Source organism: Curtobacterium sp. Arg-1 (genome assembly GCF_025643395.1).
Taxonomy (GTDB): domain Bacteria; phylum Actinomycetota; class Actinomycetes; order Actinomycetales; family Microbacteriaceae; genus Curtobacterium; species Curtobacterium poinsettiae.
On the sequence record NZ_CP095731.1, the window covers coordinates 2,002,365 to 2,027,670 of the forward strand.

The following is a 25,306-nucleotide window of genomic DNA, read 5'->3' on the forward strand; positions in this document are numbered from 1 at the left end:
CGTCGGCCGCGATGAGCCGGTCGGCCGCCGCTAGACGGCGACACGACTCGGCCCCGGGATGGCCACATGTCCGTGCGATGGCACGAGCCCTCGCACATGTCGCATCAAGAAGGGTCAACATCCAAGTGGCTGAATTCACCTGGGACGCCATCGACCGGAAGGCCGTCGACACGGCCCGCGTTCTCGCCGCCGACTCGGTCGAGGCCGCCGGCAACGGTCACCCCGGCACCGCGATGAGCCTTGCTCCGCTCGCCCACCTGCTCTTCCAGAAGGTGATGCGTCGCGACCCCAGCGACGCCACCTGGATCGGCCGCGACCGCTTCATCCTCTCCGCCGGTCACGCCTCGATCCTCCAGTACGTGCAGTTCTACCTGCACGGCTACGGGCTCGAGCTCGAGGACCTGCAGCACCTGCGCAAGTGGGGCTCGAAGACCCCGGGTCACCCGGAGTACGGCCACACCGACGGTGTCGAGATCACCACGGGCCCGCTCGGCCAGGGCCTCGCGTCCTCGGTCGGCTTCGCCTACGCCCAGCGCTTCGAGCGCGGCCTGTTCGACCCGGAGACCCCAGCCGGCCAGTCGCCGTTCGACCACTTCACCTACGTGATCGCCGGCGACGGTGACATGCAGGAGGGCGTGACCAACGAAGCGGGTTCGCTCGCCGGTCGCCAGCAGCTCGGCAACCTCATCGCGTTCTACGACTCGAACCAGATCTCGATCGAGGACAACACCGACATCGCGTTCTCCGAGAGCGTCCCCGAGCGCTACGAGGCGCTCGGCTGGCACGTCCAGATCGTCGACTGGAAGAAGAACGGCGAGTACTCCGAGGACGCCGAGGAGCTCCACGCCGCGATCGAGGCCGCCAAGCAGGTCACCGACAAGCCGTCGCTCATCGTCCTCAAGACGATCATCGGCTGGCCGTCGCCGACCAAGCAGAACTCGGGCAAGATCCACGGTTCAGCGCTCGGCGCCGACGAGATCAAGGGCCTCAAGGAGATCCTCGGTTTCGACACCGACAAGACCTTCGAGGTCGCTCCCGAGGTCCTCGAGTACACCCGCGGCGCCGTCGCCAAGGGCCAGGCCGAGCACGCCGAGTGGCAGAAGTCCTTCGACGCGTGGGCCGCAGCCAACGCCGACAAGAAGGCACTGTTCGACCGCGTCCAGTCGAAGGAGCTCCCGGAGGGCCTCGAAGCAGCGCTCCCGGTCTTCCCGGCGGACAAGGCCGTCTCGACCCGTGCCGCTTCCGGCAAGGTCATCAACGCCATCGCGCCGCTGATGCCCGAGTTCTGGGGCGGTTCGGCCGACCTCGCCGAGTCGAACCTCACCACGATCGAGGGTGCCAAGTCCTTCGGTCCGGCCGAGGCCTCGACCTCGACGTGGAGCACCGACCCGTACGGCCGCGTGCTGCACTTCGGCATCCGCGAGCACGCCATGGGCTCGATCCTCAACGGCATCGTCCTGCACGGGAACACCCGCCCCTTCGGCGGCACGTTCCTCATCTTCAGCGACTACATGCGTCCGGCGGTCCGTCTCGCCGCGCTCATGCAGGCGCCGGCGATCTACGTCTGGACCCACGACTCCGTCGCCCTCGGCGAGGACGGCCCGACGCACCAGCCGATCGAGCAGGTCTCGTCGCTGCGTGCGATCCCGGGTCTCGACGTCGTCCGTCCGGCCGACGCCAACGAGGTCGCGTACGCGTGGCTCGAGATGCTCAAGCACACCGACCGCCCGGCCGGCATCGCCCTGAGCCGTCAGAACCTGCCGGTGTTCGAGCGTGGCGAAGGCGACGCCTCGGGCGAGGTCTTCGCTTCTGCGAAGAACGTCGCCAAGGGCGCCTACGTCCTGGCCGAGGCGCCCAACGGCACCCCGGACGTCATCCTCATCGCGACCGGTTCCGAGGTCCAGATCGCGGTCGAGGCTCGCGAGCAGCTCAAGGCCGAGGGCATCAACGCCCGCGTCGTGAGCGCCCCGTCGATCGAGTGGTTCCGCGCCCAGTCCGAGAACTACCAGGACCAGGTGCTCCCGAAGGACGTCACCGCTCGCGTGTCGGTCGAGGCCGGCATCGCCATGAGCTGGCGCGACATCGTCGGCGACAAGGGCCGCAGCGTCTCGATCGAGCACTTCGGTGCCTCGGCCGACTACCAGACGCTCTTCAAGGAGTTCGGCTTCACGACGGAGCACGTCGTGGCCGCCGCGAAGGAATCGATCGCAGCTTCCTGACCTGCAAGGGCCGGGTCCGGTTTCCGGATCCGGCCCTTCTTCCGGGAGGCCCGGCTCGGTTCCGCCACGGGCCTCCCGTCCCCGAAACCCCGACTCACGGTCCTCACGGACCCGTCGATGAAAGAAGAAGAGAAACACATGGCTGAGAACACCCCCACCGCCGCCCTCTCCGCGGTCGGCGTGAGCATCTGGCTCGACGACCTCTCCCGCGAGCTCCTCGAGACCGGCAAGCTCACCGAGCTCATCGAGCAGAAGAACGTCGTCGGTGTGACGACGAACCCGACGATCTTCGCGTCGGCCCTCGCCAAGGGCGAGCGCTACGACGCGCAGGTCAAGGAGCTCGCCGCTGCGGGCACCGACGTGACCGACGCGATCTTCGCGATCACCACGCAGGACGTCGCGAACGCATCCGACGTCTTCAAGCCGATCTACGACGAGACCAAGGGCTTCGACGGCCGCGTCTCGATCGAGGTCGAGCCGGGTCTGGCGCACGACACCGCCAAGACCATCGAGCAGGCCAAGTTCCTGTTCGAGAAGGTCGGCAAGGAGAACGTCCTCATCAAGATCCCGGCGACGCTCGAGGGTCTCGAGGCGATCACCGAGGTCATCGGCGCCGGCATCTCCGTCAACGTCACGCTGATCTTCTCGCTCGAGCGCTACCGCGCCGTCATCGACGCCTACCTCGGTGGGCTCGAGAAGGCCAAGGCCGCCGGCCACGACCTCTCCAAGATCCACTCGGTCGCGTCGTTCTTCGTGTCGCGCGTCGACTCCGAGATCGACAAGCGCCTGGACGCCGTCGGCACCGACGAGGCCAAGGCCCTGAAGTCGAAGGCCGGCATCGCCAACGCGCAGCTCGCCTACCAGGTCTGGACCGAGGCGTTCGCCTCCGAGCGCGCCCTGGGCCTGCTCGAGTCCGGTGCCAACACGCAGCGTCCGCTCTGGGCCTCGACCGGTGTCAAGGACCCGTCGCTCCCCGACACGCTCTACGTGACCGAGCTCGCCGCCCCGAACACCGTCAACACGATGCCGGGCAAGACGCTCGACGCCACGTTCGACCACGGTGAGATCCACGGCGACGCCATCGCCGGCACCTTCGACCAGGCGCAGCAGGTCCTCGACCAGCTCGCCGCGCAGGGTGTCGACTACGACGAGGTCGTCGCGCTGCTCGAGAAGGAGGGCGTGGACAAGTTCAACGTCTCCTGGGGCGAGCTCGTCGACACCGTCAAGGCAGCGCTCGAGGGCGCCAAGTAGTGACGGTTTCCATCGCAGCCAGCGGCGACGCCGCGCGGGCCATCGAACAGGTGGTCCCGCGGCTCGTCGCTGACCTGGTGGCCTCGGGCATCACCGCCCAGGACGCCGATCTGTGGGGAGCCACCGCCGAGGCCGAGGCGTCGAAGCGCCTCGGTTGGGTGGAGGCCGTCTCGGTCTCCCGCCCACTCGTCGCCGAGGTGACCGCGCTGCGCGAGTCGCTCCGTGCCGAAGGGGTCGACCACGTCGTCCTCGCCGGCATGGGCGGCTCGTCGCTCGCACCCGAGGTCATCACGCGCACGGCCGGTGTCCCCCTCACGGTCCTCGACTCGACCGATCCCGCGCAGGTCCACGCCGCCGTGACGACCGACCTCGAGCGCACCGTGCTCGTCGTCTCGTCGAAGTCCGGTTCGACGCTCGAGACCGATTCGCAGCGCCGGGTCTACGAGCAGGCGTTCCGCGACGCCGGTATCGACCCGGCCGGCCGCATCGTCGTCGTCACCGACCCGGGCTCCGCGCTCGAGGCAGCCGCGACCGACGCCGGGTACCGCGTCTTCACCGCCGACCCCACCGTCGGCGGCCGCTACTCCGCGCTCACCGCCTTCGGCCTCGTGCCGTCCGGTCTCGCCGGAGCGGACATCGCCGAGCTCCTCGACGAAGCCGACGCCATCTCCGCGCTGCTCTCGGTCGACCTGGACGAGAACCCCGGGCTCGTGCTCGGTGCGGTCCTCGCCGGCACCGAGCCGCTGCGCGACAAGATCGCCATCGTGCCCGACGGCACGCACATCGTCGGTTTCGGCGACTGGGTCGAACAGCTGATCGCGGAGTCGACCGGCAAGGACGGCCGCGGCCTGCTGCCCGTCGTGCTGCACGCGGACTCCCCCGAGGTCACCGCCGGCCTGCCCGACGTCCAGGTCATCCGCCTGGTCGGTTCGCGCGAGGACGAGCGTCACGTGGCCGAGGGCGAGGTCGAGATCACCGGCACGCTCGGTGGCCAGATCCTCGTCTGGGAGTACGCCGTCGCGGTCGCCGGTCGCCTGCTCGGCATCAACCCGTTCGACCAGCCCGACGTCGAGGCCGCCAAGGTCGCGACGCGCGCACTGCTCGACGACCGCCCCGCCGCGGCTGAGCCGGCGTTCTCCGAGGACAGCATCGCCGTCCGCGCGACGCCCGGACTCGCCATCGGTGCGACGCTCTCGGAAGCCGTGTCGGGCCTGGTGTCCGCACTCGACCCGACCGGCTACGTGTCGGTGCAGGCGTACGTCGACCGCACCGCGAACAGCGGCCTCGAGTCGCTGCGCGACGCGATCGCGGCGCGCACGGAACGCCCCGTCACCTTCGGGTACGGCCCGCGGTTCCTGCACTCGACCGGCCAGTACCACAAGGGCGGCCCCGCAACGGGAGTGTTCCTGCAGATCGTGGCCGACGAAGCCGAGGACCTGGCGATCCCGGGTCGGCCGTTCACGTTCGGGCAGCTCCTCCAGGCCCAGGCGGCCGGTGACGCGAGTGTCCTCGCCGAACACGGCCGACCGGTCCTCACCCTCACCACGTCGGACGTCCTCGCCGCCACCGCGGCGATCGCGGCCGCCGTCTCCCCCTGACTCGTAAGGAGTTCACCGACTCATGTCACCGGTGGCAATCACCCCGGAGCACAACCCGCTCCGGCTGCCGACGGATCGTCGACTGAACCGGATCGCGGGACCGAGCACGCTCATCATCTTCGGTGTGACGGGCGACCTGTCACGCAAGAAGCTGATGCCCGCGGTCTACGACCTGGCCAACCGGGGGCTCCTGCCCCCGGGGTTCGCGCTCGTCGGGTTCGCTCGTCGCGACTGGGAGGACCAAGACTTCTCCCAGCTCGTGCACGACGCCGTCAAGGAGCACTCCCGCACCCCGTTCGACGAGGACGTCTGGCGTCAGCTCGAACAGGGCATCCGCTTCGTGCAGGGCTCGTTCGACGACCCCGAGGCGTTCCGCGAGCTCAAGCGCACCGTCGACGACCTCGACGCCGAGCGCGGGACGCTGGGCAACCACGCGTTCTACCTGTCCATCCCACCCAAGATGTTCCCGGTCGTCACCGAGCAGCTCAAGCTGTCCGGGCTGACCGAGAAGCGCGAGGGCTCCTGGAGCCGCGTGGTCGTCGAGAAGCCGTTCGGCTCCGACCTCCGCACCGCGCGCGAGCTCAACGCGATCGTCGAGAGCGTCTTCGCTCCCGACGACGTGTTCCGCATCGACCACTACCTCGGCAAGGAGACCGTCCAGAACCTCCTGACGCTCCGGTTCGCGAACCAGATGTACGAACCCATCTGGAACTCGAACTACGTCGACCACGTGCAGATCACGATGGCCGAGGACATCGGCGTCGCCGGACGAGCCGCGTACTACGACGGCATCGGCGCGGCGCGCGACGTCATCCAGAACCACCTGCTGCAGCTCCTCGCGCTCACCGCGATGGAGGAGCCCGTCTCGTTCAAGGCCGCGGACCTGCGCGCCGAGAAGGAGAAGGTGCTCTCCGCCGTGCGTCTGCCCGAGGACCTCTCCACCGCAACCGCCCGCGGGCAGTACGCCGGTGGGTGGCAGGGCGGCGAGAAGGTGCTCGGCTTCCTCGAGGAAGGCGGCATGGACCCCGAGTCCGGCACCGAGACCTACGCGGCGATCAAGCTCGACATCGCCACGCGTCGCTGGCAGGGCGTCCCGTTCTACCTGCGCGCCGGCAAGCGTCTCGGCCGTCGTGTGACCGAGATCGCGATCGTGTTCAAGCGCGTCCCCGAGGACGTCTACGGCAACTCGCAGTCCCCGCTCGGGCAGAACGCCCTGGTGATCCGCGTCCAGCCGGACGAGGGCGTCACGCTCCGCTTCGGATCGAAGGTCCCGGGCGTCGGCACCCAGGTGCGCGACGTGACGATGGACTTCGGCTACGGCCACGCGTTCACCGAAGCATCCCCCGAGGCGTACGAGCGACTCATCCTCGACGTGCTCCTCGGTGACCCGCCGCTGTTCCCGCGGCACCAGGAGGTCGAGCTGTCCTGGAAGATCCTCGACCCCATCGAGGAGTTCTGGGCCACGCAGGGCCAGCCCGAGCAGTACCGTCCCGGCACGTGGGGTCCGGCATCCGCCGATGCCCTGCTCGCCCGCGACGGTCGGACCTGGAGGCGTCCGTGAAGATCGACATGCCCGACACCACGGTGTCGAAGATCCAGAAGAAGCTCGTCCGCATCCGCGAAGAGGGCGGCGCCGTCGCCCTCGGCCGGGTGCTGACCCTCATCATCTCGACGGCCCTCGGCCACGAGGAAGAGGCGATCGAGGCGGCGAACGAAGCGTCCCGCGAGCACCCGATGCGCGTGATCATCGTCTCGAAGAACAGCGGTGACACGAAGTCCCCCGGGCGCCTCGACGCGCAGATCCGTGTCGGCAGCGACGCGGGTGCGAGCGAGGTCATCGTCCTCCGTGCGTACGGCGAGACCGCGACCGACGAGGAGAGCCTGGTCACCGGGCTCCTGCTGCCGGACGCACCCGTCGTGGCCTGGTGGCCGCAGACGGCGCCGGAGCAGCCCGCGGCGTCGGCCCTGGGCCGCATCGCGCAGCGCCGGATCACCGACGCTGCCGCGCAGAAGGACCCGAACGGTGCGATCGAGGCCCTCGGCGCGTCCTACGTGCCGGGTGACACCGACTTCGCCTGGACCCGTCTCACCCTGTGGCGGAACCAGCTCGCCGCGGCGCTCGACCAGCCGCCGTACGAGCCGATCACCGCGGTCGAGGTCTCCGGAGCGTCCGACAGCCCGTCGACGATCCTGCTCGCCGCCTGGCTGCAGCTGCAGCTCCAGGTGCCGGTGTCCGTCGTCACGTCGCCCCGTGCGACGGGGTCGAGCGGTATCCACGGCGTGAAGCTCGTCCGCGAGTCCGGGACCATCGAGCTCGAGCGTTCCCTGGTGGACGTCGCCACGCTCTCGATGCCCGGGCAGCCGACGCACGACCTGTCGCTGCCACGCCGCAACCTGCGTGACTGCCTGGCCGAGGAACTCCGTAGACTCGACCCGGACGTCCTCTTCGGAGACGTCGTCAAGCACGGGGTGCCCCAGCTGCGCGAGACCATCGCCCGCTGATCCACACCCCACACGGTCGGGCCGTCTGTCTGGTGCAGGCGGCCCGACCGGACCGAAGGCGGTCGGACGACCGGTCGGCCGCCACGAACACGGGAGTCACGTGACCAACGAACGGCGGGTGCTCGTGCACCCCGACAAGCAGGCCCTCGGCGCTTCGGTCGCCGCACGCTTCATCACCAAGATCATCGACGTGCTCGACGAGCAGGAGCGTGCCGACATCGCGATCAGCGGTGGCTCGGTGTCGTCCCTCGTCCTCGCCGCGATCGGCCAGTCGCCAGCGCGCGAGAGCGTCGACTGGTCGAAGGTGCACGTCTGGTGGGTCGACGAGCGCTGGGTCCCGTCGGGCGACGCCGACCGCAACACCACCGGCACGCAGACCGACTTCTTCGACCACGTGGACATCCCCGCGTCGAACATCCACCCGATGCCGGCCTCGGACGGCGGGCTCGACATCGAGGCCGCTGCGAGCCAGTACGAGCGTGAGCTGCAGGACGCCGCGCCCGAGGGTGCCGTTGCTCCGCGTTTCGACATCACCCTGCTGGGTGTCGGCCCGGACGGACACACCGCGTCGCTCTTCCCGGAGTTCCCGCAGCTCACCGTCACCGACCGCGCTGTCGTGTCGGTGGACGACTCCCCCAAGCCGCCGCCGCAGCGCTTGACCGTCACCTACCCGGTGATCAACGCCTCGCAGCGCGTCTGGGTCATCCTGTCCGGCGCCGAGAAGGCGTCGGTGCTGGGGCTCGCCCTCGCCGGCGCGTCGGTCGACGACGTCCCCGTCGGAGGCGTGCAGGGCCGCAAGCGCACCGTCTTCTTCGTCGACCAGGACGCCGCCCGCGACGTCCCCGAGAACCTGATCGCGTCGACGTACTAGACGCGCGTTCCTGACGGACAGGAGGCCCGGTGCCAGCTGGCACCGGGCCTCCTGTCCGTCTGTGGTCGCGCCCACCGCGCGCGGTCACGACGCCCCGCCGGCGCGATGCCGAACGGTCACGAACTGTCGCCCGCGGGCGCCGCAGGCGACACAACGTGCAACCCCGGCGCACCGCACGCGGCATGTCGTGACCACTCCACTCGACGAGCCGGCTCCCCGCGCGCCCTCCTCCCCCGACGGACGGACGCACGAAGGCCCCCACACCATCCGGTGCGGGGGCCTTCGTCAGTGTGTGGGCGCTACGCCTTCTTCGCCGCGGTGCCGCGACGCTCGCGGAGCTGCTGCAGCGCGTCTTCGAGGAGCTGCGCTGCCTCTTCCTCGGTGCGGCGTTCCTTCACGTACGCGAGGTGGGTCTTGTAGGGCTCCGTCTTGGAGACCACGGGAGGGTTCTCCTTGTCGCGCCCAGCCGGGAGACCACTCGACGGCGAGTCCACCGTCTCGGGGATCTCCTCGTCGGGGAGGTTGGCGGCGAAGTACCGCACGACCTCGTTGCCGAGGGCGTCCCAGTACGAGATCGCCACGCGCTCGGCCTGGACCCCGCGGTCCTGTTCGCCCATCGGTCCCGCGCCGACGCGAGACCCTCGGATTGCACTGCCTCCGCTTGCCATGGATCAGACCCCCGCCGTGAACTTGTTGATGAGACCGAGCACGATGATGGAAACGATCCAGACCAGACCGAGGATCACCGTGATGCGGTTGAGGTTGCGCTCGGCCACGCCGGACGCACCGAGGTTGCTCGTGACCCCACCGCCGAACATGTCGGAGAGGCCACCACCGCGGCCCTTGTGCAGCAGGATGAGGAGCGTGAGCAGGAGGCTCGTGATTGCGAGCAGGACCTGCAGCACGACGGAGAGTATCGCCACGACGTACCTTTCGTGTCAGTCAGCCGTACCAGTGTACCGGCCGCGCGGAGCACGGCCGGTACCTGGACGGGAGTGGTGCGGACGACTGCCCGCGACGACGCCTGTGGACTACAGCCCGACGTGCTGACGGAACCGCGCGATGGCCGCGAACTCCTGCACGTCGAGCGAAGCGCCACCGACGAGCGCGCCGTCGATGTCGGGCTCGCGGAGGAACCCCGCGATGTTGCCGGACTTGACCGAGCCGCCGTAGAGCACCCGGGTGTCCGCAGCGGCCTGGTCGCCCCAGGCAGCAGCGATGCCGCGACGGATGGCCGCACACTCGTCCTGCGCCTGCTCGGCCGTGGCCGCCTGGCCGGACCCGATGGCCCAGACCGGCTCGTACGCCACGACGATGTCGGCCGGCTTGACCGCGTCGAGCACGACGCGGAGCTGCTCGACCGGCACGACACCGGCGCCGCGCTCCTCGCGCTGCTCGCCGGTCTCGCCGACGCACACCACGGGGACGAGGCCGTGCTTGACTGCCGCTGCGGTCTTCGCCGCGACGACCTCGTCGGTCTCACCGTGCAGCGTGCGCCGCTCGGAGTGGCCGACGATGACGTACTGGGCGTCGAGCGCCGCCAGGAACGCGCCGGAGACGTCACCGGTGTAGGCACCGGAGTCGAACTGCGACAGGTCCTGCGCACCGAAGTGGATCGGCAGCTTGTCGGCCGAGATGAGCGTCTGCACGCTCCGCAGGTCCGTGAACGGCGGGAAGACCGCGACCTCGACGTCGTCGAAGTCGTGCCGGGCGTCCTTGAGGGTCCACGCGAGCTTCTGCACCGTGGCGATGGCCTGGAGGTGGTCCAGGTTCATCTTCCAGTTGCCCGCGATCAACGGAGTCCGGGTCATGCTGTCCACCCCAGTGCTTCGAGACCAGGCAGCGACTTGCCCTCGAGGAACTCGAGGCTCGCACCGCCACCGGTCGAGATGTGGCCGAACTGGTCGTCCGAGAAGCCGAGCGAGCGCACGGCGGCAGCGGAGTCGCCACCACCGACGACGCCGAGGCCGTCGACCTCGGTGAGCGCCTGCGCGACGGTCTTCGTGCCGGCGGCGAAGGCCGGGAACTCGAACACGCCCATCGGGCCGTTCCAGAACACGGTCTTCGAACCCGAGACGGCCGAGGCGAACCGCGCTGCGGTCTCCGGGCCGATGTCGAGGCCGATGCCCTCTGCTCCGAACGACGAGGACTCGATGGCGTCCGCCGCGACGGTCTCGTGGTCGGCGTCGGCCGCGAAGCCGGATGCCACCACGACGTCGGTCGGCAGGTCGATGGTGACGCCGAGCTCCTTCGCACGCGAGAGGTACTCGCGGACGACGTCGAGCTGGTCGGCTTCGAGCAGCGACTTCGCGACCCCGTGGCCCTGGGCCGCGAGGAAGGTGAAGAGCATGCCGCCGCCGATGCACAGCGTGTCGACCTTCGGCAGGATGTGGTCGATGACACCGAGCTTGTCGCTGACCTTCGACCCGCCGAGCACGACCGTGTACGGCCGTTCCGGCGAGGTGGTCAGCCGCTCGAGCACCCGCAATTCGGTCTCGATGAGCGACCCGGCCGCGCTGGGCAGCGCGGACGCGAGCTCGTAGACCGAGGCCTGCTTGCGGTGCACGACACCGAAGCCGTCGGAGACGAAGGCGTCACCGAGGGCCGCGATGCGGTCCGCGAAGGCGCTCCGCGCGGCGGCGTCCTTCGAGGTCTCCTCCGGGTTGAACCGGAGGTTCTCGAGCAGCAGGACGTCGCCGTCCTCGAGGGCCTCGGCCGCGGCGGTCGCTTCGTCGCCGACGGTCTCGCCGACGAACGTGACCTCTTTGCCGAGCAGCTCGGAGAGCCGCTGGGCGACCGGCGCGAGCGAGAACTCGGGCTTGGGCTCCCCGTCGGGGCGACCCAGGTGCGAGATCACGATGACGCGCGCGCCGGCGTTGACGAGGGTGTTCAGGGTGGTCAGCGACGCCCGCACGCGGCCGTCGTCCGTGATGGTGCCGTCCTTGAGCGGGACGTTCAGGTCACAACGGACGACGACACGCTTGCCGGCGAGGTCGCCGAGGTCCTCGAGGGTGCGGAGGGCCATGTGTTACAGACGCTCGCCGACGTACTCGGTGAGGTCGACGAGGCGGTTCGAGTAGCCCCACTCGTTGTCGTACCACGAGGTGATCTTCACGAGGCCGCCGATGACCTTGGTCAGGCCGGAGTCGTAGATCGAGGAGTGCGGGTCCGTGGTGATGTCGGTCGACACCAGCGGGTCCTCGCTGTAGAGCAGGATGCCCTTGAGGGGACCTTCTGCGGCCTCCTTGTAGGCGGCGTTGATCTCGTCGACGGTGACCTCGGACTTGGTCTCGAGGGTGAGGTCGGTGATCGAGCCGGTGGGGACCGGGACGCGCAGGGCGAAGCCGTCGAGCTTGCCGGCGAGCTCCGGCATGACCTGGCCGATGGCCTTGGCGGCACCGGTCGAGGTCGGGACGATGTTCAGCGCGGCGGCGCGGGCACGACGGGGGTCCTTGTGCGGGCCGTCCTGCAGGTTCTGGTCGGCGGTGTAGGCGTGCACCGTCGTCATGAGGCCACGCTCGATGCCGAACTTGTCGTGGAACACCTTGGCGAGCGGCGCGAGGCTGTTCGTGGTGCAGGACGCGTTCGAGATGATGTGGTGGTTCGCAGCGTCGTACTGGTCCTCGTTCACGCCGAGCACGATGGTGACGTCGTCACCCGAGGCCGGGGCGGAGATGATGACCTTCTTGGCACCGGCGTCGATGTGCTTCTGCGCGTCGGCGGCCTTGGTGAAGAACCCGGTGGACTCGATGACGATGTCGACACCCAGCTCGCCCCAGGGCAGGTTGGCGGGGTCGCGCTCGGCGAGGACCTTGATGGCCTTGCCGTCGACGACGATGTTGTCGCCGTCGAGCTCGACGGAGACGCCGAGACGACCCGTGATGGAGTCGAACTTCAGCAGGTTGGCGAGCGACGCGTTGTCGGTGAGGTCGTTCACCGCCACGATCTCGAGGTCGGAGCCCTTCGCGAGGGCGGCCCGGAAGAAGTTACGGCCGATGCGGCCGAAGCCGTTGATACCGATCTTGACGGTCAATGGATCTCCTGGTGAGTGTGGAGCGCCCAGGGGGCGCTGCTTTCGGGAGGCGCGCACCCTGGCGGGCCCGCGTGTGGTGGACGATACGCCCCGTAACGTCGCCGTAACGACCCTAGCAGTCGGACACTGCGTGCCCGAGCGGGATGACGGTCCGTCCGGACGGTCGCCGACCAGGCCGGGGACGGGTCCGGGAACGGGTGCGGAAACGGACGGGAGGCGCGGTGCCAGCTGGCACCGCGCCTCCCGTCCGCAGGGTCGACAGACCCGTGTCAGACCCCTTCGAGCTCCTCGGGAACACTCGCTTCGGTGCCCGGGATGCCGAGGTCGGAGGCCCGCTTGTCGGCCATCGCCAGCAGGCGACGGATGCGACCCGCGATGGCGTCCTTGGTCATGGGCGGGTCCGCGTGCTGGCCGAGCTCGTCGAGCGAGGCGTCGCGGTGCTGCAGGCGCAGCGTGCCGGCGTACTGCAGGTGGTCGGGGACGTCCTCGCCGAGGATCTCGAGCGCGCGCTCGACCCGGGCGCAGGCGGCCACGGCGGCCTGCGCGGAACGGCGCAGGTTCGCGTCGTCGAAGTTGACCAGGCGGTTCGCGGTCGCTCGGACCTCGCGGCGCTGGCGCATCTCCTCCCAGTCGGCGGTGGTGCGTGCGGCGCCCATCACCGTCAGCATCTGACCGATGGCCTCACCGTCGCGGATGACGACGCGGTGGACCCCGCGGACCTCACGGCCCTTGGCGGCGACACCGAGACGTGACGCGGCACCGACGAGGGCCATCGCGGCCTCGTTGCCGGGGCAGGTGACCTCGAGCGCAGCGGCCCGACCGGGGTCGGTCAGGGTGCCGGAGGCGAGGAACGCACCACGCCAGATGGCGGCGAGGTCCTCGCGGTTGCCCGTGGTCAGGCGGTTCGGCAGCCCGCGGACGGGTCGACGACGGGCGTCCATCAGGCCGGTCTGGCGAGCGAGGGTCTCCCCCGCCTCGAGCACGCGGACCAGGTAGCGGGTCCCGCGACGGGAGGATGCGGACGACCCCACCGACGCCTCGCTGCGCACGCCGTACAGCTCGGCGAGGTCCTTGCGGACCCGGTGCACGATGATCCGGGTGTCGAGCTCGACCTCGACCGCGATGCGGCCCGAGATGACGTGCAGACCACCGGCGAACCGGAGGATCGTGGCCAGTTCGGCGGCGCGGACCGTGTTGCGGTTCACGGCGACCCTGGCCAGTTCGTCCTTGACCTCGGCAGTCAACGGCACAGCATCATTCCTAACTTCATTCAGTGGTTCCCGCAGATCCGGCGGCACGGGCGTGGGAGCGGCCGGAGGGACGGTCACTCCCGGCCGAGATCTCGGTTCTTCACACGCACGGCGACGCCTGGCATCCCGCGGAGGAGGTTCGCCAACTCGGCGACGATGGCGACCGAGCGGTGCTTCCCGCCGGTACAGCCGATGGCGATCGTAGCGTGTCTTTTGTTCTCGCGCTGGTACCCCTCGAAGACCGGCTCGAGCACGGAGGCGTAGCGGTCGACGAACGGACGGGCTCCGGCCTGGGCGAGGACGTAGTCCGACACGGGCTGGTCGAGGCCGGTGTGGGGCCGCAGTTCCGGCACCCAGTAGGGGTTCGGCAGGAACCGGACGTCCGCCACCATGTCGGCGTCGGCGGGCAGTCCGTACTTGAACCCGAAGCTCATCAGCGTGACCTGGAGTCCCACGAAGTGCTCGTCGGCGAACTGTTCGATGACGGTGTTCGCGAGCTGGTGGATGTTGAGGTCGGAGGTGTCGATCACCACGTCGGACGCCTCACGCAGGCCGGCGAGCCGCGCGCGTTCGCGGGCGATGCCGTCGAGCAGGGTGTCCTCGCCCTGGAGTGGGTGGGGTCGGCGCACCTGCTCGAACCGTCGGACCAGCACGGCGTCGGTCGCCTCGAGGAACAGCACCCGGACCCGTGCGGACGTGCTCGAGCGGACCTGCTCGACCGCGTGCTCGGGGTCGGTGAAGAACCGCCCGCCCCGGACGTCGACCACCGTGGCGATCTTCGGGATCTTCTCGCCCGCACGGTCGGCGAGCTCGGTCAGCGGGGCCAGCATCTGCGTGGGCAGGTTGTCGACGACGTACCAGCCCAGGTCTTCCAGGGCCTTGCCGACCGTGGACCGCCCGGCCCCGGACATGCCGGTGACGATGAGGATGTCGTGCTGCGACGCGTGTGTGGTCGCGGTGGCGCTGTCGGTCATCTGGGAGTGGGCTCCGTCGTGGCGGCCCGGGCGCGTCGCCCGGGGAGGTCTCGGCTGCCGCACCAGGCTACCGCCCGGTGACGGACGGGAGGCGTGGGGTTCGTCACGACGGTCGCTGCGGACCGTCGCTGGTCACCTCGGGGACCCGCACCGGGCCTCCGGGGTGGGTAACGGTCTGCTGGGTGGCTGCGTCCTCGGTCACGGTGTCCGCGATCGCGTCGGCGTCCGGCTCGGGGGCGCTGGACGCGCTCGTGGCCGGTGCGCTCGTCGGCGTCTGGGCCAGCTTCGAGACGACCGCGGCAGCCGTCGCCGGACCGATCCCGTTCACCTCGCCGATGTCCTCGGCCGTGGCTTCACGCAGCCGGGCGACCGATCCGAAGTGCTTCAGCAGGGCGTTCACGCGACTCGGTCCGAGACCGGGGATCTCGGACAGCCGTGAGCGCACGTCGCGCTTGCGCTTGCTGCGCTGGTGGGTGATCGCGAACCGGTGCGCCTCGTCACGGATCCGCTGGATCAGGAACAGCGCCTCGGAGTTGCGGGGCAGGATCACCGGGAAGTCGTCGTCCGGCAGCCAGAGTTCCTCGAGCCGCTTGGCGATGCCGACCAGGGCGATGTCGTGCACGCCGGCTTCGTCCATCGCGCGCTTCGCGGCCTGCACCTGGGGCTGTCCGCCGTCGACGATCAGCAGCTGCGGACGGTACGCGAACCGCTTCGTCGGCTTCGACCCCTCGACGACCTCGTCCGTCGTGACGTCCGGGACGTCCGGCAGCTCGGCGTCCTCGTCCAGCCGGGCCAGGCGCCGCGACAGCACCTGGTGCATGCTGTCGGTGTCGTCGGTGGTCTCGGCGATCGAGTACCGGCGGTACTGGTCCTTGCGTGGCAGACCGTCCTCGAACACCACCATCGATGCGACGACGTTCGTGCCCTGCAGGTGCGAGATGTCGTAGCACTCCATGCGGAGCGGCGCCTCGGTCATGCCGAGGGCGTCCTGGATGTCGGCGAGTGCTGCGGCCCGGGTGGTGTAGTCGGCGGAGCGCTTGGTCTTGTAGAGCATGAGCGCCTGCCCGGCGTTCTGCGCAGCCGTCCGGGCGAGACCCGCACGGTCGCCGCGCTGGGCGGTGCTGAGCTTCGTGCCACGCCCGTTCCGGCGCTTGCTGAGCCACTCCTGGAGCGCGTCGGCGTCCTCTGGCAGCTCGGGGACGACGACTTCGCGCGGGGGTTCGTCGGTGACGTAGACGCCCTGCACGATCTGCTCGACGAGGTCGCCGGTGGCGATGTCGAGTTCCTTGTCGACCACCCAGCCGCGGACACCGCGGATGCGGCCGCCCCGGACCGAGAACAACTGCACGGCGGCGGCGAGCTCGTCTTCCGCGATGCCGAACAGGTCGAGGTCGACCGAGTCACGGAGCACCACGGCGGACTTCTCGAGCACGGCTTCGAGCGCCTCGACCTGGTCGCGGAACTTCGCGGCCTGCTCGTACTGCATCGCGTCGGCGGAGGCGCCCATGCGCTGCCGGAGCTCGGTGATGACCCGACGGTCGTAGGAGTTCATGAAGCGCACGAACTCCTCGACGAGCGCCCGGTGCTCCTCGATCGTGACCTTCTGCGAGCACGGGCCACCGCACTTGCCGATCTGCCCCGGGAAGCACGGGCGGCCGGTCTGCATCGCCTTCTTGTACGAGGAGTCCGAGCACGTCCGGATCGGGAACACCTTGATCATCAGGTCGATGGTGTCGTGCACGGCCCAGATCTTCGGGTACGGACCGAAGTACTTCGCCCCCTTGATCTTGCGGTTGCGCGTCACCATCACCCGCGGCGCTTCGTCACCCAGGGTGACCGCCATGTACGGGTACGACTTGTCGTCGCGGAACTTGACGTTGAAGGGCGGGTCGAACTCCTTGATCCAGGTGTACTCGAGCTGGAGCGCCTCGATCTCGGAACCGACCGTCGTCCACTCGACGCTGCGGGCCGTCAGGACCATCCGCCGGGTGCGCTCGTGCAGCGTCGGGAGCGGGGCGAAGTAGTTGCTCAGCCGGGCGCGGAGGTTCTTCGCCTTGCCGACGTAGAGCACCCGGCCGGCCTCGTCACGCCATCGGTAGACGCCCGGGTCGGTCGGGATCTCCCCCGCCTTCGGACGCCACGGGACGGTGTCCGCCACCTACCGAGCACCCGCCTTCTGCTTGCTCGTCTGCTTGGTCGTGCCCGACTGCTTGCCGCCCTGCTGCTTCTGGGTTGCCTGGCGTGCACCGACGGCCTGCTGCTTGCCGACCCGGGCGTCCTGCGCGTCGAAGATCTCGCGCAGGAAGACACCGGTGTGGCTCTCCGGCACGGTCGCCACGTGCTCCGGGGTGCCCGTCGCCAGGACCGTGCCGCCACCGGAGCCGCCCTCGGGCCCCATGTCGATCAGCCAGTCGGCGGACTTGATGACGTCGAGGTTGTGCTCGATGGTGATGACGGTGTTGCCCTTGTCGACCAGGCTCTGCAGCACGAGGAGGAGCTTGCGGACGTCCTCGAAGTGCAGACCGGTGGTCGGCTCGTCGAGCACGTACACCGTGCGGCCGTTCGAGCGACGCTGCAGCTCGGTGGCCAGCTTGACGCGCTGCGCCTCGCCGCCGGAGAGCGTGGTCGCGCTCTGGCCGAGGCGCACGTAGCCGAGGCCCACGTCGACGAGGGTCGCCATGTAGCGGTGGATCGCGGAGATCGGCTCGAAGAACTCGGCCGCCTCGCTGATCGGCATGTCGAGGACCTCGGAGATGTTCTTGCCCTTGTAGTGCACCTGGAGCGTCTCGCGGTTGTAGCGCGCACCACCGCAGACCTCGCACGCGACGTAGACGTCGGGCAGGAAGTTCATCTCGATCTTGATCGTGCCGTCACCGGCGCAGTTCTCGCAGCGACCGCCCTTGACGTTGAAGCTGAATCGACCGGGCTGGTAGCCGCGGGTCTTCGCTTCCTGCGTCTCGGCGAACAGCTGCCGGATGCGGTCGAACACGCCCGTGTAGGTCGCCGGGTTCGACCGCGGCGTGCGGCCGATCGGTGCCTGGTCGACGTGCACGACCTTGTCGAGCTGGTCGAGGCCCTTCACCCGCGTGTGCTTGCCCGCGATGTGCCGCGCACCGTTGAGCTGGTTGGCGAGCACCTTGTACAGGATGTCGTTCACCAGCGTCGACTTGCCGGAACCGCTGACACCCGTGACCGCGGTGAAGACACCGAGGGGGAAGTCCGCGTCGATCGTCTTCAGGTTGTTCGCCCGAGCGCCCTGCACCGTGATGGCGCGCTTGAGGTTGACCTTGCGACGCTCGGCGGGCACCTCGATCGCACGGCGGCCGGCGAGGTAGTCACCCGTGATCGACTCGCGGTTCTCGATGATGCCCTCGTACGAACCGGAGTGCACCACGTTGCCGCCGTTGACGCCGGCGCCGGGGCCGATGTCGACGACCCAGTCGGCCGTGCGGATCGTGTCTTCGTCGTGCTCGACGACGATGAGCGTGTTGCCGAGGTCCTTGAGCTTGACCAGGGTGTCGATGAGTCGACGGTTGTCACGCTGGTGCAGGCCGATGCTCGGCTCGTCGAGCACGTAGAGCACGCCCGTCAGGCCGGAGCCGATCTGCGTCGCCAGACGGATGCGCTGTGCCTCGCCACCGGAGAGGCCACCGGCACCACGCGCCAGGGTGAGGTAGTTCAGACCGACCTCGAGCAGGAACTCGAGACGCGCGCGGATCTCACGCAGCACCGCCGCGGCGATGTGCGCTTCGCGGTCGGTCAGCGTCAGCTCGTCCATGAACGAGTACGCGTTGTCGAGCGACATGTCGGTGACGTCCGCGATGCTGCGGTCGTTCACCGTCACCGCGAGCACCTCGGGCTTGAGGCGGGTTCCCTCGCACACCGGGCACGGGACCTCGCGCAGGTAGCCCTGGAAGCGCTGCCGCTGCGAGTCCGACTCGGCCTCGGCGAACTTGCGCTCGATGTAGGGCATGACGCCTTCGAAGCCACTCGTGTACCGCATCTCGCGGCCGAAGCGGTTGCGCCAGGAGACCGAGACCTGGAAGTCCTTGCCGGTCAGGATCGACGCCTGGACCGCGGGGTCGAGCTGGTTCCACGGGGTGTCGAGCGAGAAGCCGAGCTCCTTGCCGAGGCCGCCGAGCAGCTTCTCGAAGTAGGAGTACAGCCCGCTGGTGCCGGTCCAGGGCAGCAGGACGCCGTCACGCAACGATGCCTCGGGGTCGCCGAGCACCAGGTCGGGGTCGACCGACATGCGCGTGCCGAGGCCGGAGCACTCGGGGCAGGCACCGAACGGGGCGTTGAACGAGAACGTCCGCGGCTCGATCTCGGTGAGCGCCAGGGGGTGGTTGTTCGGGCAGGAGAGGTTCTCGGAGTAGGTCCGGACCGCCCCGGGTCCCTCGTGGTCCACCAGGTCGATGCCGACGGTGCCGTCGGTCAGCCGCAGCGCGGTCTCGAGCGAGTCGGTGAGCCGCCCGAGGATGTCGTCGCTCGACACCAGGCGGTCGACGATGACCGAGATGTCGTGCTTGACCTGCTTCTTGAGCTTGGGCGGGTCGCTGAGCTGGATGCGCTCCCCGTCGACGATCGCACGGGCGTAGCCGGACGCTGCGAGCTCCTGGAAGAGGTCGACGAACTCGCCCTTCTTCTTGGAGATGACGGGTGCGAGGACCTGGAACCGGGTACCGGTCTCGAACTGCATGAGCTGGTCGGCGATCTGCTGGACGGTCTGCTTGCTGATCACCTCGCCGCACGTCGGGCAGTGCGGTACCCCGATGCGCGCCCAGAGCAGACGCATGTAGTCGTAGACCTCGGTGATCGTGCCGACCGTCGACCGGGGGTTGCGGTTGGTCGACTTCTGGTCGATCGACACCGCCGGCGAGAGCCCCTCGATGAAGTCGACGTCGGGGCGGTCGACCTGGCCGAGGAACTGGCGCGCGTAGGCGGACAGCGACTCGACGTAGCGGCGCTGCCCCTCGGCGAAGATCGTGTCGAAGGCGAGCGAGGACTTGCCCGAGCCGGACAGGCCGGTGAACACGACGAGCGAGTCGCGCGGGATCTCGAGGTCGACGTCACGGAGGTTGTGCACGCGGGCACCGCGCACGCTGAGCGTGGAGGTGCTGTGCGGTGCGTTCCCGCCGGGGAGGTGGAGGTCAGCGGGCTCGCCGAAGGCGTTCCGGCCCGACGTCGAGGTACCGGGGTCAGAGGTGATGGTCATCGTCGTCGAGTCTACGAAGCGGCACCGACATTCGGCCGGGAAGCAGGGTCAGACGAATGCGTCGAGAGCGAACGCGACCCCGGAAGCGCGCGCACTCGCGGTCCAGAGCTGCGCGGCGACCGTGCGGTCGTGCGCCCGGGGTTCCGCCGCGACCACCGTCGATGCACCGCGGAGCTGTCCCCAGCCGGCCGGACCCCAGCACTCCCCGAGCGCACGTCCGCACCGACCGCGGCGTGCACGAGCGGCTCGGCACCGACGTCCTTGCCCTGGGCGACGAGGCGCGCAGCCGGGCGGATCCACTCGGGTTCCGGGCGGACCGGACTGATGTCCGGTCGGACCGGCGACAGCCGGTCGAGTGACAGACCGGGGTGCGCCACGACGCTCGACACGGGCGACCCCGAATCGGCCAGCCGCTCGGCGAGCTCGAACCCGAACAGCATCACGGCGAGCTTGCTCCGGGCGTACTGGCGATGGCTGGAGTAGCGGCCGACGCCGAGGGGGTCCGTCGGGTCGAGCTGTGCGAACCGGTGCGCGATCGAACCGAGGTGCACGATCCGGCCGGCGCGTCGTTCGAGCAGGGGCAGCACGAGGCCGGTCCAGGCGAAGTGGCCCAGGTGGTTCGTGCCGATCTGCAGTTCGGTTCCCTGCGCGGTGCTCCGCTGTGTGGACGCGCCGACGACGCCCGCGTTGTTCACGACCGCGTCGACACCGTCGGGTTCCAGCTGTGCGAGCTCCGCGGCGGCTGCACGCACCGAGTCGAGGTCTGCCAGGTCGAGGTGGACGTGGGCGAGCGACGCACCGTCGACGTGTCGCCGGATGCTGCGCTCGGCGGCCGCAGCCCGACCGCGGTCGCGCGTGGCCAGCACCACCCGGTGTCCGGCCGCGGCCAGTTGTTCGGCGGCGTGGTAGCCGAGGCCGGCGCTCGCACCGGTGACGACGACCGTGCGGGCAGCGTCAGCTGACATGCCCGGCCGACTCCATCTGGCGCAGGGCCTTCTTCAGGTCCTGCACCTCGTCGCGCAGTCGGGCTGCGAGCTCGAACTTCAGCTCGGCCGCCGCCTGCAGCATCTGGTCGTTGAGGTCGGCGATGGTGGCCCCGAGCTGCGTCGCGCCCTCGCCCGCGATGCCCCCGCGCTTGAGGTTCGGCGTCGGCGAACGACGGCCGTCCGTACCGGGGCGGCCCTGCAGGAGCGCCTTCGTGTCGTCGTTCTCGCGCTGCAGGACCTCGGTGATGTCGGCGATCTTCTTGCGCAGTGGCTGCGGGTCGATCCCGCGCTCCAGGTTGTACGCCACCTGCTTCTCGCGACGGCGGTCGGTCTCCTCGATCGCGATCTTCATCGAGTCGGTCATCTTGTCGGCGTACATGAGCACCTGGCCCGACACGTTGCGGGCGGCACGACCGATCGTCTGGATGAGCGACGTCGATGAACGGAGGAAGCCTTCCTTGTCGGCGTCGAGGATGGCGACGAGCGACACCTCGGGCAGGTCGAGGCCCTCACGCAGCAGGTTGATGCCGACGAGCACGTCGTACACGCCCTGCCGCAGCTCGGTGAGCAGTTCGACACGCTTCAGGGTGTCGACGTCGGAGTGCAGGTACCGGACCCGAACGCCCGCGTTGCCGAGGAAGTCGGTGAGTTCTTCGGCCATGCGCTTGGTGAGCGTCGTGACGAGGACGCGTTCGTCCTTCTCGACACGCTGCTTGATCTCCTCGAGCAGGTCGTCGATCTGGCCGTCGCTCGGCTTCACCACGATCTCGGGGTCGATGAGGCCGGTCGGGCGGATGATCTGCTCGACCACGCTGTCGGTGACCCCGAGCTCGTAACGGCCGGGGGTGGCCGACAGGTAGACCTTCTGGCCGACGCGCTCCAGGAACTCCTCCCACTTCAGCGGGCGGTTGTCCATCGCGCTCGGCAGACGGAACCCGTGCTCGACGAGGGTGCGCTTGCGCGAGGCGTCGCCTTCGTACATCGCACCGATCTGCGGCACGGTGACGTGCGACTCGTCGATGACGATGAGGAAGTCGTCCGGGAAGTAGTCGATGAGGCAGTGCGGTGCCTCACCCGGGCCGCGGCCGTCCATGTGCCGCGAGTAGTTCTCGATGCCGGAGCAGAACCCGATCTGCTCCATCATCTCGATGTCGAACGTCGTTCGCATGCGGAGCCGCTGGGCCTCGAGCAGCTTGCCCTGGCCCTCGAGCTCGGCGAGCCGTTCCGCGAGTTCTTCCTTGATGGACACGATCGCCCGGTGCATCACGTCGGTGTCGGCGACGTAGTGCGACGCGGGGAAGATCGAGACGGCGGGCAGGTCGTCGATGACGTTGCCCGTCAGCGGGTGCAGCGAGGAGAGCGCTTCGATCTCGTCACCGAACATCTCGATGCGGATGGCGTGCTCTTCGTACATCGGGATGATCTCGATGGTGTCGCCGCGCACCCGGAAGGTCCCGCGCGCGAAGTCGACGTCGTTGCGCTGGTACTGCATGGCGACGAACTTGCGCACGAGCTGGTCACGGGAGATCGTCTGGCCGACGTGGAGTGCGACCGAGGCGTTCATGTACTGCTCGGGGGTGCCGAGGCCGTAGATGCACGAGACGGTGGAGACCACGACGGTGTCGCGCCGGCTGAGCAACGAGTTCGTCGTGGAGTGCCGGAGTCGTTCGACCTCGGCGTTGACCGAGGAGTCCTTCTCGATGAACGTGTCCGTCTGCGGGACGTACGCCTCGGGCTGGTAGTAGTCGTAGTAGGAGACGAAGTACTCGACCGCGTTGTTCGGCATCAGACTGCGGAACTCGTTGGCGAGCTGCGCCGCGAGGGTCTTGTTGTGCGCGAGCACGAGCGTCGGCCGCTGCACCTGCTCGATGAGCCACGCGGTCGTCGCCGACTTGCCCGTACCGGTCGCGCCCAGCAGCACGACGTCGGTCTCACCGGCGTTGATCCGCCCGGCGAGTTCCGCGATGGCCGCGGGCTGGTCGCCACTCGGCGAGTACTCGCTGATGACCTCGAACGGACGCACCGCTCGGGTCGGTTCGATCGCAACACCCATGGGGACAACGCTAGTCGGCACCCCTGACACCGGAGGACGTTGCTCGCCCTGGGCGTACTGTCCCCTCCGACGGCGCCGGACCGGACCGCCCTCCGGGGTGCGCACGGCTCATCCCGTGATCCGGGCCCACACCTCGTCGGCGGAGCGGATCGTCCGCTCGAGGGTCCCGGTCGCGTCGACGACGTGGTCGGCGAGGGCGAGGCGGTCCTCGTCACTCGCCTGGGCTGCGACCCGGCGCTCGGCCTCCTCACGGGGCATCCCACGGTGTTCGACGAGTCGCTCGATGCGCTGCGCCGCGGGGGCGTCCACCACCACGACCGCCTCGAACCGGAGCGGACGGGACCCCCGAGCCTCGGCCAGGAGCGGCACGTCGTAGACCACCACGGCGTCGGGGTCAGCGGACTCGGCTCCGTCGAACGCCTGCTGCGCGAGCCGCCACACCTCGGGGTGCGTGATGGCTTCGAGGTCCTTCCGCGCCGCGGGGTCCGCGAAGACGATCGATCCGAGTGCGGGCCGGTCGAGCGAGCCGTCGGCGGCGATGACCGACGCGCCGAACCGCTCGGCGACCTGTGCCAGGCCCGGGCTTCCCGGTGCCACCGCGTCCCGCGCCAGGCGATCGGCGTCGACGATGACGGCCCCGTGCTCGGCCCAGCGTCGGGAGACGGTCGACTTGCCCGCGGCGATGCCGCCCGTGAGTCCGATGATGTGCACGGCAACAGGGTAACGACCCGGAAGCCCGGAAACGCCGGAAGCCCGGCACCCTGTCAGGGGTGCCGGGCTTCCGGTCGGGACGAACCGCTCGATCAGTTGTTGGTCGAGCTGAGCTTCTCGCGGAGTGCAGCGAGCGACGCGTCGTCGGCCAGGGGGCTTGCGCCACCCGTCTCGCCGGCGAACGACGAGGACGACGACGACGACGACGAAGCCGTGGCCGGGAGGTCGAAGCCACCCTGCGCCTCGTCGGCGATGGTCTTCGCGACCTGCGCCTTGTGGGCTTCCCAACGACCCTGGGCGGCCGCGTACTGGCCCTCCCACTCGGTGCGCTGCGTGTCGTAGCCCTCGAGCCACTCGTTGGTCTCCGGGTCGAAGCCCTCGGGGTACTTGTAGTCGCCCTTGTCGTCGTACTCGGTCGGCATGCCGTAGAGCGCCGGGTCGAACTCGTCGCTCTCCGGGTCCACGCCCTCGTTCGCCTGCTTGAGGCTGAGCGAGATGCGGCGACGGTCGAGGTCGATGTCGATGATCTTGACGAAGACCTCGTCGTTGACCGAGACGACCTGCTCGGCGAGCTCGACGTGCTTGTTCGAGAGCTCCGAGATGTGCACGAGGCCCTCGATGCCGTCGGCAACACGGACGAAGGCACCGAACGGGACGAGCTTCGTGACCTTGCCCGGTGCGATCTGGCCGATCGCGTGGGTGCGGGCGAAGACCTGCCACGGGTCCTCCTGCGTCGCCTTGAGCGAGAGCGACACGCGCTCACGGTCCAGGTCGACCTCGAGGATCTCGACGGTGACTTCCTGACCGACCTCGACGACCTCGCTGGCGTGCTCGATGTGCTTCCAGCTGAGCTCGGAGACGTGGACGAGACCGTCGACGCCACCGAGGTCCACGAACGCACCGAAGTTGACGATCGAGGACACGATGCCCTTGCGGACCTGGCCCTTGTGGAGGTTGTTGAGGAACGTGGTCCGGGACTCGGACTGCGTCTGCTCGAGGAGCGCACGGCGCGACAGGACCACGTTGTTGCGGTTCTTGTCGAGCTCGAGGATCTTGGCCTCGATCTCCTGGCCGAGGTACGGCGTGAGGTCGCGGACACGACGGAGCTCGATGAGCGAGGCGGGGAGGAAGCCACGGAGGCCGATGTCGACGATGAGGCCGCCCTTGACGACCTCGATGACCGTCCCGGTCACGACGCCGTCGGACTCCTTGATCTTCTCGACGTCGCCCCACGCACGCTCGTACTGCGCACGCTTCTTCGACAGGATGAGGCGGCCTTCCTTGTCCTCCTTCTGGAGAACCAGGGCCTCGACCTCGTCGCCGACCTCGACGACCTCGTTGGGGTCGACGTCGTGCTTGATCGAGAGCTCGCGCGAGGGGATGACACCCTCGGTCTTGTAACCGACGTCGAGGAGGACCTCGTCGCGGTCGATCTTCACGACGGTGCCGGAGATGAGATCACCGTCGTTGAAGAACTTCAGGGTCTTCTCGACCTCGGCCAGGAAGTCATCAGCCGAACCGATGTCGTTGATGGCGACCTGCTTAGGAGCCTTGGTCGTAGTGGTTGTCATGTAGAGATTGCTCCGAACGGACATGAGTCGGGCCATGGCGTGCGGGGACTCGGCCCCCGTGGTGCACCGCCG

At 69.2% G+C, this 25,306-nt stretch carries 19 protein-coding genes; 6 read left to right on the forward strand and 13 right to left on the reverse strand.

The window, feature by feature from the left end; translation table 11 throughout:
* The first annotated feature begins 125 nt into the window (after positions 1–125).
* The 6 genes from tkt to pgl all read left to right on the forward strand — a co-directional run bounded on the left by tkt (position 126) and on the right by pgl (position 8,441).
* Positions 126–2,219, forward strand: a complete 2,094-nt coding sequence (tkt, locus tag MXD64_RS09640) for a transketolase (RefSeq protein WP_017887263.1) — start codon at positions 126–128, stop codon at positions 2,217–2,219.
* A gap of 138 nt (positions 2,220–2,357) precedes the next feature.
* Entirely contained in the window at positions 2,358–3,470 is a 1,113-nt protein-coding gene (gene tal / locus MXD64_RS09645; protein ID WP_017887262.1) for a transaldolase, read from the forward strand.
* Complete coding sequence (locus tag MXD64_RS09650) at positions 3,470–5,068, forward strand: glucose-6-phosphate isomerase (RefSeq protein ID WP_071251504.1); 1,599 nt, start codon at positions 3,470–3,472, stop codon at positions 5,066–5,068. Before tal ends, MXD64_RS09650 begins: the two co-directional genes overlap by 1 nt.
* 22 nt (positions 5,069–5,090) lie before the next feature.
* Positions 5,091–6,629, forward strand: a complete 1,539-nt coding sequence (gene zwf, locus MXD64_RS09655) for a glucose-6-phosphate dehydrogenase (protein ID WP_017887260.1) — start codon at positions 5,091–5,093, stop codon at positions 6,627–6,629.
* Entirely contained in the window at positions 6,626–7,570 is a 945-nt protein-coding gene (locus MXD64_RS09660; protein WP_027465684.1) for a glucose-6-phosphate dehydrogenase assembly protein OpcA, read from the forward strand. The genes zwf and MXD64_RS09660 overlap by 4 nt, the downstream gene beginning before the upstream one ends.
* Before the next feature lie 100 nt (positions 7,571–7,670).
* A complete protein-coding gene (gene pgl, locus MXD64_RS09665; RefSeq protein WP_262117605.1) occupies positions 7,671–8,441 on the forward strand; it encodes a 6-phosphogluconolactonase in 771 nt (256 codons plus the stop codon).
* A gap of 299 nt (positions 8,442–8,740) precedes the next feature.
* On the opposite strand, the gene MXD64_RS09670 is transcribed toward pgl, so the two are convergent.
* The 13 genes from MXD64_RS09670 to rpsA all read right to left on the reverse strand — a co-directional run bounded on the left by MXD64_RS09670 (position 8,741) and on the right by rpsA (position 25,234).
* Positions 8,741–9,109: an RNA polymerase-binding protein RbpA gene (locus MXD64_RS09670; protein WP_027465686.1), complete on the reverse strand. Its 369-nt coding sequence runs from the start codon at positions 9,107–9,109 to the stop codon at positions 8,741–8,743.
* Between the two features lie 3 nt (positions 9,110–9,112).
* Positions 9,113–9,364, reverse strand: coding sequence for a preprotein translocase subunit SecG (gene secG, locus MXD64_RS09675; protein WP_017887256.1), 252 nt, complete (start codon positions 9,362–9,364; stop codon positions 9,113–9,115).
* Between the two features lie 108 nt (positions 9,365–9,472).
* Complete coding sequence (gene tpiA / locus MXD64_RS09680; protein WP_031259782.1) at positions 9,473–10,252, reverse strand: triose-phosphate isomerase; 780 nt, start codon at positions 10,250–10,252, stop codon at positions 9,473–9,475.
* Entirely contained in the window at positions 10,249–11,466 is a 1,218-nt protein-coding gene (locus MXD64_RS09685) for a phosphoglycerate kinase (RefSeq protein WP_140448077.1), read from the reverse strand. Before MXD64_RS09685 ends, tpiA begins: the two co-directional genes overlap by 4 nt.
* Before the next feature lie 3 nt (positions 11,467–11,469).
* Positions 11,470–12,474 (reverse strand): type I glyceraldehyde-3-phosphate dehydrogenase, encoded by a 1,005-nt coding sequence (gene gap, locus MXD64_RS09690; protein ID WP_017887253.1) that lies wholly within the window; start codon positions 12,472–12,474, stop codon positions 11,470–11,472.
* Between the two features lie 269 nt (positions 12,475–12,743).
* On the reverse strand, positions 12,744–13,724 hold the full coding sequence (gene whiA / locus MXD64_RS09695) for a DNA-binding protein WhiA (protein ID WP_017887252.1): 981 nt from the start codon (positions 13,722–13,724) through the stop codon (positions 12,744–12,746).
* A 74-nt stretch (positions 13,725–13,798) separates the two neighbouring features.
* The gene (gene rapZ / locus MXD64_RS09700; RefSeq protein ID WP_140448078.1) at positions 13,799–14,698 is read right to left on the reverse strand and encodes an RNase adapter RapZ; all 900 of its coding nucleotides are present in this window, start codon (positions 14,696–14,698) and stop codon (positions 13,799–13,801) included.
* Positions 14,699–14,801: 103 nt separating this feature from the next.
* Positions 14,802–16,856, reverse strand: a complete 2,055-nt coding sequence (gene uvrC, locus MXD64_RS09705; RefSeq protein ID WP_042540917.1) for an excinuclease ABC subunit UvrC — start codon at positions 16,854–16,856, stop codon at positions 14,802–14,804.
* On the reverse strand, positions 16,857–19,913 hold the full coding sequence (gene uvrA / locus MXD64_RS09710) for an excinuclease ABC subunit UvrA (RefSeq protein ID WP_056068716.1): 3,057 nt from the start codon (positions 19,911–19,913) through the stop codon (positions 16,857–16,859). It abuts the gene before it with no gap.
* Between the two features lie 11 nt (positions 19,914–19,924).
* Positions 19,925–20,878, reverse strand: coding sequence for an SDR family NAD(P)-dependent oxidoreductase (locus tag MXD64_RS09715; protein WP_263136357.1), 954 nt, complete (start codon positions 20,876–20,878; stop codon positions 19,925–19,927).
* Entirely contained in the window at positions 20,868–22,940 is a 2,073-nt protein-coding gene (gene uvrB / locus MXD64_RS09720; RefSeq protein ID WP_031259778.1) for an excinuclease ABC subunit UvrB, read from the reverse strand. The genes MXD64_RS09715 and uvrB overlap by 11 nt, the downstream gene beginning before the upstream one ends.
* Positions 22,941–23,060: 120 nt before the next feature.
* Entirely contained in the window at positions 23,061–23,663 is a 603-nt protein-coding gene (gene coaE, locus MXD64_RS09725; RefSeq protein ID WP_017887246.1) for a dephospho-CoA kinase, read from the reverse strand.
* Positions 23,664–23,755: 92 nt separating this feature from the next.
* A complete protein-coding gene (gene rpsA / locus MXD64_RS09730) occupies positions 23,756–25,234 on the reverse strand; it encodes a 30S ribosomal protein S1 (protein WP_042540921.1) in 1,479 nt (492 codons plus the stop codon).
* Between the last annotated feature and the right edge of the window lie 72 nt (positions 25,235–25,306).